We start from the raw sequence: 16,780 nt of genomic DNA on the forward strand, positions 1-16,780 counted from the left end.
GAGGAGACAGCGGTGACGGAGACGGCAGTTCAGGTGCAGCGACGCGTGGAGCGCGGGGTGCCACCGGCACCACCGGCCGGTCCACCACCACGATCCCGCCGGAGGCCCCGGACGCAGGGCCTGACGAGCGTCGTGCTGCTGCCGCTGGCCGTGCTGGTCGTCCTCCTGGTCGTCTGGGAGTCCGCCGTCGCGCTGCTGGACCTGCCGACGTACCTGCTGCCGTCCCCCAGCGCGATCGCCGCCAGCTTCTCGGGGGAGTGGGCCGAACTGGCCCGGCACACCGGGGCGACGGCGACGGCGGCGGTGCTCGGCTACGTCATCGGCAACGGCGTGGCCCTCGTGCTCGCGGCGATCATGGCCGAGTTCCGGTCGGTGGAGAACGCGCTCTACCCCTGGATGCTCGCCCTGCGGTCGCTGCCGGTGGTCGCGCTCGCGCCGCTGCTGATCATCTGGTTCGGCTTCACCATCTGGCCGATCGTCACGGCCACCGCGCTGATCTGCTTCTTCCCGACGCTGGTCAACGGCATCCAGGGCTTCAAGTCCGTGGACCCGACGACGCTGCAGCTCATGCGGGGGCTCAACGCCGGCCGGGGCGAGATCTTCCGGCTGGTGAAGGTGCCCACGGCCACCCCGATGATCTTCGCGGCGCTGAAGATATCGGTCGCCTCCGCGCTCGTGGGTGCGGTCGTCGGCGAGTGGATCAGCTCCAAGCAGGGGCTCGGCTACCTCACGATCATGGCCAGCAACTACGTGGACACGTTGCTGCTGTTCCGGGCCATCGTCGCGGTCGCCGCCCTGGCGGTCGTCTGGTTCGTGATCATCCAGGCCCTGGAGTCCTGGGCCCTGCGCTGGCAGCGGACCGGCCGGTGACCGCCGCACCCGGGGCGCTCGCCCGCCCCGTCCAGATCGGCGCCATCGAGGTCCGGGGAGCCAGCAAGGTCTACGGCAACGGCGACGTCCGCGCGCTGGACCCGGTCGACCTCCAGCTGGAGGCCGGCGGCTTCACCGCGATCGTCGGACCGTCCGGCTGCGGGAAGACGACCCTGCTCAAGATCATCGGCGACATCCTCACCGCCAGCGGTGGCGACGTCCTCATCGACGGGGAGCCGGCCGGTGCCTGCCGTCGGGAGCGTCGGATCGGCTACGTGTTCCAGACGCCGGTCCTGCTGCCGTGGCGCACCGTGCGGGAGAACGTCCTGCTGCCCTACGACATCGGCCGCCGCGGCCGGCGGGCGCGTGCCTCCATCGGGCCGCGGCTGGACGAGGTCCTCGACGTCGTGGGCCTCACCGAGTTCGCCGACAAGCTGCCCAGCCAGCTCTCCGGCGGCATGCAGGCACGGGTCGCGCTCGCCCGGGCGCTGATCTACGAGCCCTCGGTGCTGCTCATGGACGAGCCGTTCGCCGCCCTCGACGAGCTCACCCGCTCCAAGATGGCGCTGCACCTGCTCGACGTGGTGCAGCGGCTGGGGACCAGCGTCGTCTTCGTCACCCACCACATCGAGGAAGCCGTCCTGCTCGCCGACCGCGTCCTGGTGATGAGCGCGCGGCCGGGCCGGATCCGCCGCGACATCCCGGTCGACCTGCCTCGGCCCCGCTCGCTGGAGACCCGCCGGCACCCGCTGTTCCGCAGCCTGACCGACGACCTCGTCGCCGACTTCCACCGGGACGACGACCCGTCCTCCTCCGTCTGACCGCCCGCCGAACAGGAGCACCCCCATGTCGATTACCCGCTCGCGCGCCCGCGCCGGCCTGGCCGCCGCCGGTGCCACCACCCTCCTCCTCACCGGCTGCGGCGGTGAAGGCTCCGCGGGCCAGTCGGCCTCCGGGCCCGAGGAGGTAACCCTGCTGCTGTCCTACCTGCACGACGTCCAGAACGCGCACTACTACTTCGCCCAGGATCGCGGCTGGGACGAGCAGTGCGGGATGGACCTGACCATCGAGACCGCCGCCGATGTCGAGAACCCGATGCAACTGCTCGTGGGCGGTGCCGTCGACTTCGCCCTCGTGGACCCGCTGTCCTACGTCTCCGCCGTCCATCAGGGCGTGCCGGTGATCGCCGTCGGCGAGGACGTCGCCGTCACCCCGGTCGCCTACGCGGCCCTGGCCGACCAGGGGGTCACCGACCTGCCCGACCTCGTGGGCAAGACCGTCGGCATCGAACCCGGTGGGGACTCGGAGTGGTTCTTCGACAAGATGCTCGCGGACAACCTGGCGGCCGACCAGGCCGCCCGGGTGACCACCGTCTCGGTCGGTTACGGGCTGCAGTCGCTGCTCACCGGCCAGGTCGACGTCAAGTCGCTGTGGCCGACGAACACCGACGTCAACGCCCGCATCGCCGAGGGTGACGAGTTCACCTTCCTGCGGGCCGCGGACTACGGGATCACCGTGCCGGGAAACCTGATCGTGACCACGCAGCAGCGGGTGGAGCAGGACCCGGAGAGCGTCGAGCGGTTCCTGGGCATGGTCCTCAACGGCATGGCCGACTCCCAGCAGGCGGAATTCCAGGAGGAGGCCGTGGCCGCGGCCTCGAGCCGGATGGAGGACCAGGTGCCCGAGGAGGTCATCGGGCGGGCCTACGAGGCGCTGTGGGACGTCCGCACCTCCGACGTCTGGACCGAGCACGGTCTGGGCTGGAACGACCCGGCCGGCTACGCCCAGGCGCAGGAGATCCTCCTGGCCAACGGCCAGATCGACGAGGAGGTCCCGGTCGAGGAGCTCTACACCGACGAGTTCCTCGAGGCCGTCACCCCCGACGGCGAGCTGCGGGCCGTCGAGCAGCTCTGCGCCTGACCCGCTGCGCCCGGGGGAGGGGCCGGTCCGGAACCGGCTCCTCCCCACCCCGCGGGCCCCGGCGCCGCCGGCCCGCTCCTCCCCGTCGACGAAGAAGGCAGACATGACCCAGCAGATCGTGGACGTCCACACGCACATCTATCCCCGCCTGTACCTGGACCGGCTCGCGGCACGCACCGAGCTGCCCCTCGTCGACCGCAGGCCCGACGGCGAGTACTTCGTGATCTTCCCGGGCGAGGCGGGCCGGCGGCTCGACGAGACGTACTGGTCGCTGGAGGAGAAGCTCGCCTACATGGACCGCTCGGGCATCACCCAGTCGGTGGTCTCCCTCGGCAACCCGTGGCTGGACCCGTTCGCCCCGCAGGAGGCGCGCGAGCTGGCCGACGAGCTCAACGCCGAGCTGGCCACGTTCGCGCAGCGGACCGGTGGCCGGGTGGTCGGCATGGGCTGCCTGCCGCAGGGCAGCGTCGCCGACGCGGTGGCCGCGGTCGGCCGCATCCAGGGCACCCCCGGGCTCCACGGCGTCGTCTCGGGGACCAAGCTCTGCGGCCTCGCCTTCGACGACCCCGGGCTCGAGCCGCTGTGGGCCGCGCTGGCCGACGGCGGGACGCCGCTGCTGGTCCACCCGCACCACGGGATCGGGCTGCCCGAGATGGACGGGTTCGGCCACGCCCTGCCCCTGGCGCTGGCCTTCCCCTTCGAGACGACGACGGCGCTGGTCCGGCTCGCGATGAGCGGCGTCCTCGACCGCCACCCCTACCTCCGGGTCATCGGCTCGCACGGCGGCGGGACGCTGCCCTACCTCTCCGGCCGGCTCGACGGCTGCTGGGCGCCGGACGACGAGGCGCGGGGCCGGCGGGGCCAGGCGCCCTCCACCGCGTTCGGCCGGCTCTACCTGGACGCGCTCGTCTACCACCCTCGTGCGCTGCGGGCCGCGGCCGACCTGGTGGGGACCGGGCGCATGGTCTTCGGCACCGACCACCCCTTCGCCATCGCCGACCCGGCCGTCAACATCGCGTCCATCGCGCAGACCTTCGCCGAGGCCGAGAGCCGGGCGGTGCTCTCGAGGAACGCGCAGGAGATGTTCGGCCTGCCGGCGCTGGTGGAGCAGCCGGCATGACGGCGGGGACGGCGAGCGGCGGCCCGGCGTCCGGCGACCCCGCGCTGGTCGTCACCGCCGGCCGGCTGCGCGACGGCCGGGTCGTCGACCTGTGGTGCGAGGGCGGCCTGGTCCGCGCGATCACGCCGTCCGGCGAACTCGCCGTCCCCTCCGGCGCCGACGTGCTCGACGCGGCCGGGGGACTGGTCACCGAGCCCTTCGTCGACGCGCACCTGCACCTGGACAAGGTCCGCACGCTCCCGCTGGTCGGCGAGGCAGCGCTGACCGCCTACACGGCCGAGGGGATGACCGGATCCGCGCGCGGGATCGATCTGGCCAGCGCCGTGAAGACGCACTACACGGTGGAGCGCCTGCTGCCGGAGGTGCGCCGCGCGCTGGAGGAGGGGTTGGCCCACGGCGTCCTCACGGTGCAGGCGTTCGCCGACGTCGACACCGCCGCGGGCCTGGTGGGCGTGCAGGCGGTGCTGGCCGCACGGGAGGAGTTCCGCGGGCGGGTCGACGTCTCGGTGGTCGCCTTCCCGCAGGACGGCGTGCTCCGCGACCCGGGGTCGGCCGACCTGGTCGAGCAGGCGCTCGTCCTAGGCGCCGACGTGGTCGGGGGGATCCCCTGGATCGAGGAGTCGGTCGCCGACCAGGCGGCGCACGTCGAGTGGGCCTGTGCGCTGGCCGCCCGCACCGGTCGTCGCGTCGCGATGCTCACCGACGACTCGCCGGACCCGGCGCTGGAGACCACCCGGATGCTGGCCGAGGCGATGCTCCACCACGGCCTGGCCGGCCGCGGCGTCGCCTGCCACGCCCGGGCGCTGGGCCACTACGACCGAGCCCGCCAGGACGCGGTGCTCGGCCTGGCCCGGCGCGCCGGGCTCGGCCTGGTGAGCGATCCGCACACCGGCTCGGTGGCGCTGCCCGTCGAGCGCGCGCTGGCCGCCGGGGTCGCGGTGGCGCTCGGCCAGGACGACATCGAGGACGCCTACTACCCCTTCGGGCGGCACAACCTCCTGGAGGTCGCCTTCCTGGCCGCGCACCTGCTCGACATGCGCTCGGCCGTGCAGCAGGAGGAGCTCGTCGACCTGGTGACGACGTCGGCGGCGCGCGTCCTGGGCCTGACCGGGTACGGGCTGCGGGTCGGCGGACCGGCCGACCTCCTGGTCCACGACGCCGCACGGACCGTCGACCTGCTCGCCCGGCACGCCGCCCCGCGCGCCGTCGTCCGGGCCGGCCGGGTGCTTGCCCGGCACGGGGTGACGGCCGGGACCGGTGCGGGCGGCCGCCCGTTGAGCTGACCGGCGCGTCCTCCTCAGGCGTCGTAGTCAACGGTGACGGCGTCGGAGCGCGGCAGGCTCTGGCAGGTGAGCACGTAGCCGGCCTCGACCTCCGAGGCCTCCAGCGCGTAGTTGCGGCGCATCTCCACCTCGCCCTCGGTCACCCGCGCCCGGCAGGTGCCGCACACGCCCCCCTTGCAGGCGAAGGGCAGGTCGCCGCGGATGCGCTGCGCGGAGTCGAGCACCGGCTCGTCGCGGGGGAGGGCCAGCGTGGTGGTCCGCCCGTCGAGGACGACGGTCACCGAGGAGCTGGGGCCCGCGACGGTCTCCTCGTCGCCGCGGACGGGCTCCGGCGGGACGTCGTCGACGTAGAAGAGCTCCTGGTGCACCCGCTCGCCCGGCACCCCCAGCTCGGCGAGCAGGGCACGAGCGTCGGCGACCATCCCGTGCGGTCCGCACAGCCACCAGTGGTCCACCCCGGGGGCGTCGACGAGGTTGCCGACCAGCGTGCGCAGCCGCTCGCCGTCGAGCCGGCCGCTGGTCAGCTCGGCGTCCCGGGGCTCGCGGGAGAGGACGTGCACCAGCTGAAGGCGGGTGCCGTAGCGGTCCTTCAGGTCGGCCAGCTCGTCGGCGAACATCACCGTGTTGGTGCGCCGGTTGCCGTAGAACACGGTCACGGTCGACTCGCCGTCGGCCAGGACCGTGCCGGCCAGCGACAGCGCCGGGGTGATCCCGGAGCCGGCGACGACGAAGACGTGGTCGCCGGGGACGGAGAGGTCCGCGGTGAAGGTGCCCGACGGCGGCAGCACCTCGATCGTGTCGCCGGGCCGCACCTGGTGCACGAGGTAGGAGGAGAAGAACCCGCCGGGCACCTCGCGGACACCGACCCGGGGTGCGGCGCCCATCGGCGCGCAGATGGAGTACGAGCGGCGCTCGTCGCGGTCCCCGTCCACCCGCCGCAGGGTGAGCGCCTGACCGGGCCGGAAGCGGTAGTCCTCGGCCAGGTGGTCGGGCACGTCGAAGGTGACGGCGACGGCGTCGTCGGTCAGCCGCTCGACCTGCGCCACCGTCAGCGGGTGGAACCGCGGCCGGCGGCGGGCGGGGGTCGCGGTCTCTGCGCTGGGCACGGCTCAGATCTCCTTGACGTGCTCGAACGGCTCGCCGCAGGCGCGGCAGCGGCGGAGCGCCTTGCAGGCGGTGGCGCTGAACTCGCTGAGCTCGACGGTGTCCGGGGAGTCGCACAGCGGGCAGGAGGCGGTGCGCCGCGTCGGACCCAGGGAGAGCGGCACCGGCCCCGGCGTGCGCTCCGGGGCGGGGCCGGGCGGGGCGATGCCGCCGGCCGCCAGCTTGCGGCGGCCCTCGGCGCTGATCCAGTCGGTGCTCCAGGCGGGCGCCAGCACGGTGCGGACGTCGACGTCCGGGAACCCGGCCTGATGGAGCGCGTGCACCAGGTCGGCCCGCATGACCCCCATCGCCGGGCACCCGCTGTAGGTGGGCGTGATCTCCACGACCACGGTGCCGTCGTCCTCGGTGCGGACGTCGCGGAGGACGCCGAGGTCGGCGAGGGTGAGCGTGGGCAGCTCGGGATCGGTGACGGTCTCCGCCACGCTGCGCGGGTCGGCCGTGGTCATCGGCGCCGTCACCAGGTAGCCGCCGGGTGTTCCCGGGCGAGCCCCTGGAACTCGGCGAGCAGCTCCGCCAGCTCGGGGCCGTGCGTGCCGAGCCGGCCGCGCGGCGGGACGTCCGCCGGCCAGGCCGGCACGCGGAGCGTCGCCTGGTCGAGGACCTGGGTGAGCACGCCGACGACCTCGTCCCGGGTGCCGGCCGGGTCGACCGCGACGCCGGCCGCGGCGAGCCGCTGCTCGACCCCGGTCGGGGTGAAGACGTCGGCCAGCAGCGGCCAGACCGCGTCGGCGCCGGCCTGCGCCCGGCGGGCGGACTCAGCGGTGCCGTCGCCCAGGCGCAGCACCCAGCGGGCGGCGTGGTCGCGGTGGTAGGCGAGCTCGTGCACGCCCTTGGCGGCGATGGCGGCCAGCACCGGGTCGCGGGAGGAGCGCAGCCGGTCGACCAGCGCCAGCCGGGTCGTCGACGCCGCGAGCAGCCGGATCATGGTCCGCCCGAAGTCGCCGTTCGGAGCGGCGACCAGGGCCGTGCAGCGGAACTCGTCGGGGTCCCGGAAGTAGGCCAGCGCGTCCTCGTCGGGGGTCGATGCCGTCGCCTTCTCCCGGGAGCGGCCGAGGACGCCGACGGAGCCCGCCCGGGCCAGCAGCAGCCGGGCCTGGCCCAGCAGGTCCAGCGCGATGTTGGCGATCGCCACCTCCTCCTCCAGCTCGGGGGCGGCGGTGACCCACTGGGTGAGCCGCTGGGCGAGCACGAGGGCGTCGTCACCGAGCATCAGGCAGTAGGCGCCCAGGTCGGCCGGGTCGATGCCGTCGGGGACGGTGGTGTCCACGCCGGCCAGCGGCTCGTCGAACCCGGTGCCGAACGCCCACTGGCCCTCGCCGCCGTGGGCGGCGTCGAGCGCCTCGTAGACCGTCTCCTCGTGCACCACGCCCACGCCTCCTTCCGTCGTCTCACATGTGGGGGACGTTCTCGGGGATCTCGTAGAAGGTCGGGTGCCGGTAGACCTTGTCGCCGCTGGGGGCGAACATCGGGTCCTTCTCGTCGGGGCTGGAGGCGGTGATGTCGGCCGCCCGCACCACCCAGATGCTCACGCCCTCGTTGCGCCGGGTGTAGAGGTCCCGGGCCGCGTGCACCGCCATCTCGTCGTCCGGCGCGTGCAGCGACCCGACGTGCACGTGGTTGAGCCCGCGCTTGCCCCGGACGAACACCTCGTAGAGCGGCCAGTCGCGACGTGCGGTCGCCGGCCTCGGCTCGACCGGCACCTCCGGGCCCGTCGGGACGGCGCCGTGCCCGCCCTCGACGGTGACGTCGCTCATGACGGGTGCTTCCGGGCGTAGGCGGTCGCGGCCTCGGTGACCCACGCGTTGTCGTCGCGGGCGGCCCGGCGGCGGGCGATCCGCTCGTCGTTGCACGGCCCGGCGCCGGCCAGCACCTGCTTGAACTCCGACCAGTCGATCGGGCCGAACCGGTAGCGGCCCGTCTCGGGGTCCTGGGCCAGGTCCGGGTCGGGCAGGGTCACGCCCAGCACCTCCGCCTGGGGCACGGTCATGTCCACGAAGCGCTGGCGCAGCTCGTCGTTGCTGTGCCGCTTGATGCCCCAGGCCATCGACTGCGCGGAGTTCGGGCTGTCGTCGTCGGGCGGGCCGAACATCATCAGCGACGGCCACCACCACCGGTCGACGGCGTCCTGCACCATCGCCCGCTGCTCGCCGGTGCCGCGCATCATCGTCATCAGCAGCTCGTAGCCCTGCCGCTGGTGGAACGACTCCTCCTTGCAGACGCGGATCATCGCGCGGGCGTACGGGCCGTAGGAGGAGCGGCACAGCGGCACCTGGTTGCAGATCGCCGCGCCGTCGACCAGCCAGCCGATGACCCCGACGTCGGCGTAGGTCAGCGTGGGGTAGTTGAAGATCGAGCTGTACTTCTGCTTCCGCTCGATCAGCTTGTCGGTGAGGTCGGCCCGGTCGGCGCCGAGCGTCTCCGCCGCCGAGTACAGGTACAGCCCGTGACCGGCCTCGTCCTGGACCTTCGCCAGCAGGATCGCCTTCCGACGCAGGCTGGGGGCGGCCAGCAGCCAGTCGCCCTCGGGCTGCATGCCGATGATCTCGGAGTGCGCGTGCTGCGCGATCTGCCGGACGAGCGTCTTCCGGTACCCCTCGGGCATCCAGTCGCGCGGCTCGATCCGGTGCCCGGCGGCGATCGTGGCGTCGAACTGCTCCTGCAGCGCGGCCTCGTCGGGGCTCTCGGCCGCGGGTCGGTCCAGCGTGGGCGCGGACATCGGATCTCCTCGAGCTGTTTACTGACCGTCCGGTCAGGAATAGTGTGACCCACGCCGCAGCCGCGCACAAGCGCCGCCGGCACCCCCGCAGCAGCCGAGCGACGAGGACGGCACGGATGACGACGACCGGACGGCGCCGACTGGGCGAGACCCCGGAGCCCGCCACCCTGGACCCCGCCGAGCGGATGTCGGTCGACGAGCTGCGCGCGCTGCAGCTGCAGCGGCTGCGGGGCAGCCTGCGGCACGCCTACGCGAACGTGCCGCACTACCGGCGGGCGTTCGACGAGGCGGGCGTGCACCCCGACGACTGCCGGGAGCTCGCCGACCTGACCCGGTTCCCCACGACCAGCAAGACCGACCTGCGGGACAACTACCCCTTCGGCATGTTCGCCGTCCCGCGGGACCGGGTCCGCCGGGTGCACGCCTCCTCGGGCACCACCGGCCGGCCGACCGTCGTGGGCTACACCGAGGGCGATCTCGACGTGTGGGCCACCGTGATGGCCCGGTCGATCCGCGCCGCCGGCGGGCGCCCGGGCGACGTGCTGCACAACGCCTACGGCTACGGGCTGTTCACCGGCGGTCTCGGCGCGCACTACGGCGCGGAGAAGCTCGGCTGCACCGTCGTCCCCGTCTCCGGCGGGATGACGCCGCGGCAGGTCCAGCTGATCCAGGACTTCCGGCCCCGCGTCTTCATGGGCACGCCGTCGTACATGCTCACCGTGATCGACGAGTTCGAGCAGCGGGGGATCGACCCTCGTTCGTCCTCGCTGGAGGTGGGCATCTTCGGCGCCGAGCCGTGGACCGAGGAGATGCGCCGGGAGATGGAGCAGCGCCTCGACATCGAGGCCGTCGACATCTACGGGCTGTCCGAGGTCATGGGCCCCGGGGTGGCCCAGGAGTGCGGGGAGACCAAGGACGGCCTGCACGTCTGGGAGGACCACTTCTACCCGGAGGTCATCGACCCGCTCACCGGCGAGGTGCTGCCCGAGGGGGAGCGCGGCGAGCTCGTGTTCACCTCGCTGACCAAGGAGGCCATGCCGGTCGTCCGCTACCGGACCCGCGACCTCACCCGCCTGCTCCCGGGCACCGCCCGGCCCGGCATGCGCCGCATGGAGAAGGTCACCGGTCGCACCGACGACATGATCATCCTGCGCGGGGTGAATCTCTTCCCGACGCAGATCGAGGAGATCGTGCTGCGCACGCCGGGGCTGTCCCCGCACTTCGCCCTCGAGCTGACCACCCGCGGGCGCCTGGACCACCTCACCGTGCGGATCGAGGCGCGCCCCGACTGCCCGGCCGAGCGACGCGACCCGGCCGCCGGCGAGGTCGCGCAGGGCGTGAAGGACGCCGTCGGGACCTCGGTGGAGGTGCTCGTGGTGGACCCGGACACGCTGCCGCGGTCGGTGGGCAAGCTGCAGCGGATGACCGACCGGCGTGAACGGGCAGGCGCGTGAGCGAACTTGCGACGGGGCGGGAGGGCGTGACCGACGTCCGGGTGCGGCGCGGGCGGCCGGGCCACTCGCTGGAGTCGCTGCTCGACGTCGCCGTCGCGACCTTCAACGAGCGCGGTTACGACGCGACGAGCATGGAGGAGCTGGCCGCGCGGCTCGGCGTCACCAAGTCGGCGATCTACCACCACGTGCCCAGCAAGGTCCGGCTCCTGCGCCTGGCCCTGGACCGCGCGCTGGACGCGCTCTTCGCCGTCACCGAGGAACCGGGGGCCACGCGCGGCCGGGCGATCGACCGGCTCGAGCACCTGGTCCGCGGTTCGGTGCGGGTGCTCATCGCCGAGCTGCCGTTCGTCACGCTGCTGCTGCGGGTCCGGGGCAACTCGGAGGTGGAGCGGGAGGCGCTGGCGCGCCGGCGCGCCTTCGACCGGATCGTCACCGACCTGGTGCGCGCGGCCGAGGACGAGGGGGACGTGCGCCCCGACGTCGACCCCGCCGTCACCGCCCGGCTGCTGTTCGGTGCCGTGAACTCCCTCACCGAGTGGTACCGCCCCGACGGCGGTCTCTCCGCCGACGACCTCGCCGACGCCCTGGTCGTGACCAGCTTCGAGGGGCTGCGCCGGCGGCACTGACGGCGGCCGGCCGGCTCAGGCGGGGCCGGTCGGGGCGGCGCCCACCTGCCGGCTGTGCCCGCGCATCTCGGCCAGCAGCGCGCCGTCGGCCTCCCGCGTGACGGCGACGTCGTAGATCCCGCCCCGGCCGACGACGACGCGCTCGACGGCGGTCGCCCGCAGGGCGTCCCCGGCGGCGGCCGGGGCGAGGTACTCGATGCTGCAGGAGCGCCCGACCGCCGGGTAGCCGTGCGAGTTGCAGGCCAGCGCGAAGGCGATGTCGGCCAGGGCGAACAGGGCGGCCCCGTGCGCGCTGCCGGCGCCGTTGAGCATGTCGGGACGGACCGTCAGGTGCGTCGTCACGGTGCCGGGGCCGACGGCGCTCACGGTGACGCCCAGCGCCCGGGCGACCGAGTCACCGGCGAGGTAGCGGCGGGCGGCGTCCTCCGCGAGGCGCTGAGGGAACGGACCGGTCATCGGCGGTCGCCTCCCGATGGGGGTCGTAGGTGTGGAGCCGCGACGGTGCGCGCGGTCAGGCCGCGGGGCCCAGCGCCGCCCAGACGTGCTTGCGGGCGCCGACGACCGCCCAGCCGAAGCGCGCGGAGAGCCGGGCGACGAGGTGCAGCCCCAGCCCGCCGCGGGCAGGATCCCGGTCGACGGCCGGGACGGGGGGCCGGTCGGGCCGGGCGTCGCTGACGTCGACGAGCCAGCCGTCGTCGCAGCCGGCCACCCGCACCTGGACGGGGGCGCCGGTGTGCCGCAGGCCGTTGGAGGCCAGCTCCTCGAAGGCGAGCAGCAGCCGGTCGACGTCGTCGGCGTCGGCGCCGTGCGGCAGCGTCGTCGCGGCGAGCCCGCGGCGCAGCTCGGTGCGGGCCGCGCTCAGCTCGGCGGGGCGGGCGATCGTCCAGGTCCACGTGCCGGTGGTGCCGGTCAGGGGAGGGAGCGGACGGTGCGCCCAGGTGTCGGGCCGGTCGGTGCTCATCGCTCCCCACGGGTGCTCGGCGGGGTCCGCGTCCGGTTCGACGAGGGGGCCGGGTGGCCGAGGATGCGCTGCGTACCCGCGGTCTCCCACGGTAGCCCCGGTGCCGGGTTCAGGCATCGCGGCCGACCCGGATCGCAATGAGGGCCACGTCGTCGTCGGCGCCGGCCGCGGGCAGCAGGTGCGCCATCAGCCGGTCGCACAGCGCCTCGAGGTCGTCGCCGGCGGACCGGGCGAGCAGATCGACCAGCCGGGACAGCCCGCGGTCGAGGTCGCGGCCGCCCGGCTCCGCGGCGGAGTGCTCGATCAGCCCGTCGGTGTAGAGCAGCAGCGTGCCGCCCGGCGGCAGCGTCGTGCCGTGCGCCGTCCGGGGCCGGTGGGGGTCCACGCCGAGCGGGAGCCCCACCGGGTCGGCCAGCACCTCGACGTGGCCGTCGGGGCGCAGCAGCAGTGGCGGCGGGTGCCCGGCCGAGGACCACCGGATCTCCCGGTCGGGCCGCGCCGCGGCCGCGGGGCGGACCTGGGCCACGAGGGCCGTGGCGAAGACCTGGTGGCCGAGGCCGTCGCAGGCGGCGTCGACGGCGGCGAGGACGCCGGCCGCCGAGGCGGTGCCGTGGTGCCCGGCCATGCGGACCATCGCCCGGAGCTCGCCCATGGTGGCCGCGGCGACGATGTCGTGGCCGGCGACGTCACCGATGACCACGCTGACGTTCCCGGCGGCGTCGTGGAAGGCGTCGTACCAGTCGCCGCCGACCAGCTGGGCGTTGCCGGCAGGCTGGTAGCGGGAGGCCAGCTGCAGCCGGTCGGGCTGCGGCAGCCGGGGAGGGAGCAGCGCGCGCTGCATGGTCTCGGAGAGGCTCCGCTCCCAGGCCCGGCCCATCGCGTTCTCCACCACGAGCCCCGCCCGGTCGGCGACGGCGGCCACCAGCTCGCGGTCGGTGTCGGAGTACGGCGCCGAGCCGGTCGTCCGGGCGACGGTCAGCACGGCGACCACCTCCCGGCGGCTGGCCAGGGGCACGACCAGCGCACTGCAGACCGACAGCCGCTCGGCGGCCTCCTGCTGCTCGGGCGTCAGGCCCGCCGCGTCCGGGAGGTCGATCTGCTCGATCTCGCCGGTGACGGCGACGTGGCCCGGCCCGGCGTCCTCCCCGGTGCGCCGCCCGGCGGAGGTGACCCACTCCCACAGCGCGGGGAGCTCGGCCGGATCGCGGTGTCGCGCGGCGACCGGCGTGAGGCCGCGGTCGCGCGCCATGGTGGACACGTACGCGAAGTCGCCCAGCGCGGGGACGGCGAGGGTGGCGATCGCCTGCCAGACGTCGGCGGGGTCGGAGCCGGCGGTCAGCAGGTCGGCGATCCGGGCCAGCAGGGCGGCGCGCCGGGTCTCGGCCCGGGCCGCCGCCGTCGCCTGCTCGGCCCGGGAGGTCGCCACCCGCAGCGCCACCTCCCGCGTGGCGATGGCCGCGAGGTCCTCCAGCAGCGCGACGTCGCCCTCGGTCCAGGGGTGCACGTCGGTGTCCACGACGCAGAAGCTGCCCAGCACCTGGCCGTCGGGGGTGTGCACCGGGAACCCGGCCCACGCCCGGACCCCCATGCCCGCGACGGCGGGGTTGTCGCGGGTCCGGTCGTCGGCCGTCACGTCCGGCAGGACCAGCCGGTCCCCGCCCAGCACGTACTGGCAGAACGACTCGTCGACGGTGCTCTGCACCGCGCCGTCGGCGGGCAGCCCCTGGCGGCTGAGCCAGTACGAGCGCTCGTCGTCGACCACGGTGAGGAACGCCAGCGGCGCGCCGGTCAGCCGCTGCGCCAGCGCCGTCAGCCGGTCGAAGGAGTCACCGGCGGCCGCGTCGAGGAGGTCGGTGGCGTGGACCGCCGCCAGGCGCGCAGGGTCCCCGGCGAGTTCCCGGTCGCTCACGACGTGGTCGTCGGGGCGGCTGCCGCGGGGCCGATGTGCACGCCTCCCTTCTAGCACGCCCACGCCCACCGGGTTCCGGCGATGCCCGTGCGGGTGACACGGGTAGCGGTACGGGGGCATCGTCGGCGGAGACTTCGCTGTTCACGACGCTGCGACCGCTACGGCAGGAGATCCCGTGCCCGACAACCCCGACCTGCTGCTGGTCGTCAACCGGTCAGCGGGAACGGCCGAGGACGACGCGGTCGAGGCGGCGCTGACCGAGCTGCGCACGGGGGCCGACGTCGCCGTCGCCGCGACCTCCGACGCCGCGGAACTCGACGACGCGCTCCGCGATCACCCCGGCCGCCGGGTGGTCGCGCTCGGTGGCGACGGCTCGGTGCACGCCGTGGTCGCGGCGCTCGACCGGATCGGCCGGCTGGGCCCCGAGGAGCCGGTCGGCATCATCGCCTGCGGCACCGGCAACGACCTCGCCCGCACCCTCGGGCTGCCGCTGGACCCGGCCGAGGGCGCCGCCGCGGTGCTCGCCGGCGGAACCCGCCGCCTGGACCTGATCCGCGAGGACGACGGCGGGATCGTCGTCAACGCCGTCCACGCCGGCGTCGGCGCCGAGTCCGCGGCCGAGGCGGTGCGGCTCAAGGGCCGGCTCGGGGCGGCCGCCTACCCCCTCGGCGCCGCGATCGCCGGGATGTCGGGCTCCGGCTGGGAGCTGTGCGTGGAGATCGACGGCCGGGTCGCCACCCACCCGGCGGAGGGCTGGGCGGCGGACGGCTCGACCGGGCTCCTCATGCTCGGCATCTGCAACGGCGCGACCATCGGCGGCGGCACCCCGCTGGCCCCGGACGCGCGACCGGACGACGGCTGGCTCGACGTCGTCGTCAGCACCGCGACCGGCCCCGTCGCGCGGGTCGCCTTCGGGGCCGCGCTGACCGGCGGCCGGCACGTCCACCGCGCCGACGTCCTGGTCACCCGGGGCCGCGAGGTGCGGATCTCGGGCAGCGCGGTCGCGATCGACGCCGACGGCGAGCTCGGGGAGGTCGCCGTCGCCCGGACCTGGCGGGTGCAGCCCGGCGCCTGGTCGGTGCTGGCACCGCAGTAGCCGGCCGGCGGTCCGGTGGCGGGAGCGGTCGCCCGGGCCGACGTCGGGTGCGGCGGTGATCACCTACTCGCCGGTAGCCGGTGCGCCCGGCGACCAGGGGCTAGGTTCGGAGTGGATCAGGCGTCGGCGCAGGGGGAGTGGCACGTGGGCAGGTCGGTGCTGGTGACCGGCGGCAACCGGGGGATCGGGCTGGCCATCGCCCGCTCCTTCGCCGAGCAGGGCGACTCCGTGGCGGTGACGCACCGTGGCAGCGGCGCCCCCGACGGCCTCTTCGGGGTGCGGTGCGACGTCACCAGCGCCGAGGACGTCGACCGTGCGTTCGGCGAGGTGGAGGCGCACCAGGGGCCGGTGGAGGTGCTGGTCAGCAACGCCGGCATCACCCGCGACGGCCTCCTGATGCGGATGAAGGAAGACGACTTCACCGACGTCGTCGACGCGAACCTCACCGCCGCGTACCGGGTGGCCAAGCGGGCGACCGCGAAGATGGTGCGCGCCCGCTCCGGCCGGATGGTCTTCGTGTCGTCCGTCGTGGGGCTGCTCGGCTCGGCCGGGCAGGCCAACTACGCGGCGAGCAAGGCCGGCCTCGTCGGGCTGGCCCGCTCGATCGCCCGCGAGCTCGGCAGCCGGAACATCACGGCCAACGTGGTGGCGCCGGGGTTCGTGACCACCGACATGACCGCGGAGCTGCCGGAGGCCCGGCAGCAGGAGATCCTGGGGCAGGTGCCGCTCGGCCGGTACGCCGACGCCGACGAGGTCGCCGGCGTCGTGCGCTTCCTGGCCTCCGACGCGGCGGCATACATCACCGGGGCGGTCGTCCCGGTCGACGGCGGACTGGGGATGGGGCACTGATGAGCGGCGGGATCCTCGAGGGCAAGAAGGTCCTCGTCACCGGCGTGCTGACCGAGGCGTCGATCGCCTTCGCGACCGCGCGCCTGGCGCAGGAGCAGGGCGCCACCGTCGTCCTCTCGAACTTCGGCCGCGCCCTGTCGCTGTGCCAGCGGATCGCCAAGCGGCTGCCGCAGGAGGCCGCGGTCGTGGAGCTCGACGTCACGGACACCGAGCACCTGGCGACGCTGGCCGACCGGCTCCGCGAGCAGGGCTTCGACTCCCTCGACGGCGTCGTGCACTCCATCGGCTTCGCGCCGCAGGAGGCGATGGGGGAGGGCTTCCCCGAGGTCGCCTGGGAGCACGCCGCCACCGCGTTCCAGGTGTCGGCCTGGTCCTACGCCTCCCTCACCCAGGCCTGCCGGCCCCTGCTGGCGAACCCGTCCTCGGTCGTCGGCCTGACCTTCGACGCCACCGTTGCCTGGCCGGTCTACGGCTGGATGGGCGCGGCCAAGGCGGCGCTGGAGTCGACCTCCCGCTACGTCGCCCGGGAACTCGGGCCCGAGGGGGTGCGGTCCAACATCGTCGCCGCCGGCCCGCTGCGCAGCATGGCCATGAAGTCCATCCCCGGCAGCGCCCAGTTCGAGGAGGCGTGGGAAGGCCGCGCTCCGCTCGGCTGGTCGGTCACCGACACCGAGCCCGCCGGCAGGGCCGTCGTCGCGCTGCTGTCGGACTGGTTCCCCGCCACCACCGGGGAGATCGTCCACGTCGACGGGGGCTTCCACGCCGTCGGCGTGTGAGTGCATCCGGCGACGCCCCGCAAGAAGAAAGAACCC

Annotated in this window: 18 protein-coding genes; 10 read left to right on the forward strand and 8 right to left on the reverse strand. The window is 74.6% G+C overall.

What is annotated here, in order from left to right; translation table 11 throughout:
* Positions 1–132: 132 nt before the first annotated feature.
* The 5 genes from ACI790_RS16735 (at position 133) to ACI790_RS16755 (ending at position 5,193) form a co-directional block, all read left to right on the forward strand.
* The gene (locus tag ACI790_RS16735) at positions 133–870 is read left to right on the forward strand and encodes an ABC transporter permease (protein WP_456570917.1); all 738 of its coding nucleotides are present in this window, start codon (positions 133–135) and stop codon (positions 868–870) included.
* Positions 867–1,691 carry an ABC transporter ATP-binding protein gene (locus ACI790_RS16740; protein WP_456570918.1) on the forward strand — a complete coding sequence of 275 codons (825 nt, stop codon included), beginning with the start codon at positions 867–869 and terminating at the stop codon, positions 1,689–1,691. Before ACI790_RS16735 ends, ACI790_RS16740 begins: the two co-directional genes overlap by 4 nt.
* A gap of 25 nt (positions 1,692–1,716) precedes the next feature.
* Entirely contained in the window at positions 1,717–2,790 is a 1,074-nt protein-coding gene (locus ACI790_RS16745; RefSeq protein WP_456570919.1) for an ABC transporter substrate-binding protein, read from the forward strand.
* 103 nt (positions 2,791–2,893) lie between these two features.
* Positions 2,894–3,910 carry an amidohydrolase family protein gene (locus ACI790_RS16750; protein WP_456570920.1) on the forward strand — a complete coding sequence of 339 codons (1,017 nt, stop codon included), beginning with the start codon at positions 2,894–2,896 and terminating at the stop codon, positions 3,908–3,910.
* On the forward strand, positions 3,907–5,193 hold the full coding sequence (locus tag ACI790_RS16755) for an amidohydrolase family protein (protein ID WP_456570921.1): 1,287 nt from the start codon (positions 3,907–3,909) through the stop codon (positions 5,191–5,193). The genes ACI790_RS16750 and ACI790_RS16755 overlap by 4 nt, the downstream gene beginning before the upstream one ends.
* Before the next feature lie 14 nt (positions 5,194–5,207).
* Here the strand turns inward: ACI790_RS16755 and paaE are convergent, their stop codons facing one another.
* Genes paaE through paaA form a run of 5 tightly spaced genes read right to left on the reverse strand, consistent with a single transcriptional unit; the run spans position 5,208 to position 9,073 of the window.
* A complete protein-coding gene (paaE, locus tag ACI790_RS16760; protein WP_456570922.1) occupies positions 5,208–6,299 on the reverse strand; it encodes a 1,2-phenylacetyl-CoA epoxidase subunit PaaE in 1,092 nt (363 codons plus the stop codon).
* Positions 6,300–6,302: 3 nt separating this feature from the next.
* Positions 6,303–6,803, reverse strand: a complete 501-nt coding sequence (gene paaD, locus ACI790_RS16765) for a 1,2-phenylacetyl-CoA epoxidase subunit PaaD (RefSeq protein ID WP_456570923.1) — start codon at positions 6,801–6,803, stop codon at positions 6,303–6,305.
* Positions 6,804–6,811: 8 nt separating this feature from the next.
* Positions 6,812–7,729: a 1,2-phenylacetyl-CoA epoxidase subunit PaaC gene (gene paaC / locus ACI790_RS16770; RefSeq protein WP_456570924.1), complete on the reverse strand. Its 918-nt coding sequence runs from the start codon at positions 7,727–7,729 to the stop codon at positions 6,812–6,814.
* A 16-nt stretch (positions 7,730–7,745) separates the two neighbouring features.
* A complete protein-coding gene (paaB, locus tag ACI790_RS16775; RefSeq protein WP_456570925.1) occupies positions 7,746–8,111 on the reverse strand; it encodes a 1,2-phenylacetyl-CoA epoxidase subunit PaaB in 366 nt (121 codons plus the stop codon).
* A complete protein-coding gene (gene paaA / locus ACI790_RS16780; protein ID WP_456570926.1) occupies positions 8,108–9,073 on the reverse strand; it encodes a 1,2-phenylacetyl-CoA epoxidase subunit PaaA in 966 nt (321 codons plus the stop codon). The genes paaB and paaA overlap by 4 nt, the downstream gene beginning before the upstream one ends.
* 116 nt (positions 9,074–9,189) lie before the next feature.
* Between paaA and paaK the strand changes: the two genes are divergently transcribed.
* Together paaK and ACI790_RS16790 are read left to right on the forward strand one after the other, a co-directional pair.
* Positions 9,190–10,527 (forward strand): phenylacetate--CoA ligase PaaK, encoded by a 1,338-nt coding sequence (paaK, locus tag ACI790_RS16785; protein ID WP_456570927.1) that lies wholly within the window; start codon positions 9,190–9,192, stop codon positions 10,525–10,527.
* A complete protein-coding gene (locus ACI790_RS16790) occupies positions 10,524–11,153 on the forward strand; it encodes a TetR/AcrR family transcriptional regulator (RefSeq protein ID WP_456570928.1) in 630 nt (209 codons plus the stop codon). The genes paaK and ACI790_RS16790 overlap by 4 nt, the downstream gene beginning before the upstream one ends.
* A gap of 15 nt (positions 11,154–11,168) precedes the next feature.
* On the opposite strand, the gene paaI is transcribed toward ACI790_RS16790, so the two are convergent.
* The 3 genes from paaI to ACI790_RS16805 form a co-directional block, all read right to left on the reverse strand.
* Positions 11,169–11,609, reverse strand: a complete 441-nt coding sequence (gene paaI / locus ACI790_RS16795) for a hydroxyphenylacetyl-CoA thioesterase PaaI (RefSeq protein WP_456570929.1) — start codon at positions 11,607–11,609, stop codon at positions 11,169–11,171.
* A gap of 55 nt (positions 11,610–11,664) precedes the next feature.
* The gene (locus ACI790_RS16800) at positions 11,665–12,114 is read right to left on the reverse strand and encodes an ATP-binding protein (protein ID WP_456570930.1); all 450 of its coding nucleotides are present in this window, start codon (positions 12,112–12,114) and stop codon (positions 11,665–11,667) included.
* Positions 12,115–12,223: 109 nt separating this feature from the next.
* Complete coding sequence (locus tag ACI790_RS16805; protein ID WP_456570931.1) at positions 12,224–14,023, reverse strand: SpoIIE family protein phosphatase; 1,800 nt, start codon at positions 14,021–14,023, stop codon at positions 12,224–12,226.
* A 175-nt stretch (positions 14,024–14,198) separates the two neighbouring features.
* Here ACI790_RS16805 and ACI790_RS16810 point away from each other — a divergent pair, with 175 nt between their 5' ends.
* From ACI790_RS16810 to fabI, 3 genes are all read left to right on the forward strand, one after another.
* Positions 14,199–15,119: a diacylglycerol/lipid kinase family protein gene (locus ACI790_RS16810; protein ID WP_456570932.1), complete on the forward strand. Its 921-nt coding sequence runs from the start codon at positions 14,199–14,201 to the stop codon at positions 15,117–15,119.
* Between the two features lie 144 nt (positions 15,120–15,263).
* Positions 15,264–15,968: a 3-oxoacyl-ACP reductase FabG gene (fabG, locus tag ACI790_RS16815; protein WP_456570933.1), complete on the forward strand. Its 705-nt coding sequence runs from the start codon at positions 15,264–15,266 to the stop codon at positions 15,966–15,968.
* Positions 15,968–16,744: an enoyl-ACP reductase FabI gene (gene fabI / locus ACI790_RS16820; protein WP_456570934.1), complete on the forward strand. Its 777-nt coding sequence runs from the start codon at positions 15,968–15,970 to the stop codon at positions 16,742–16,744. The genes fabG and fabI overlap by 1 nt, the downstream gene beginning before the upstream one ends.
* The last annotated feature ends 36 nt before the right edge of the window (positions 16,745–16,780 follow it).

This window comes from Blastococcus sp. SYSU DS0539 (assembly GCF_054050855.1).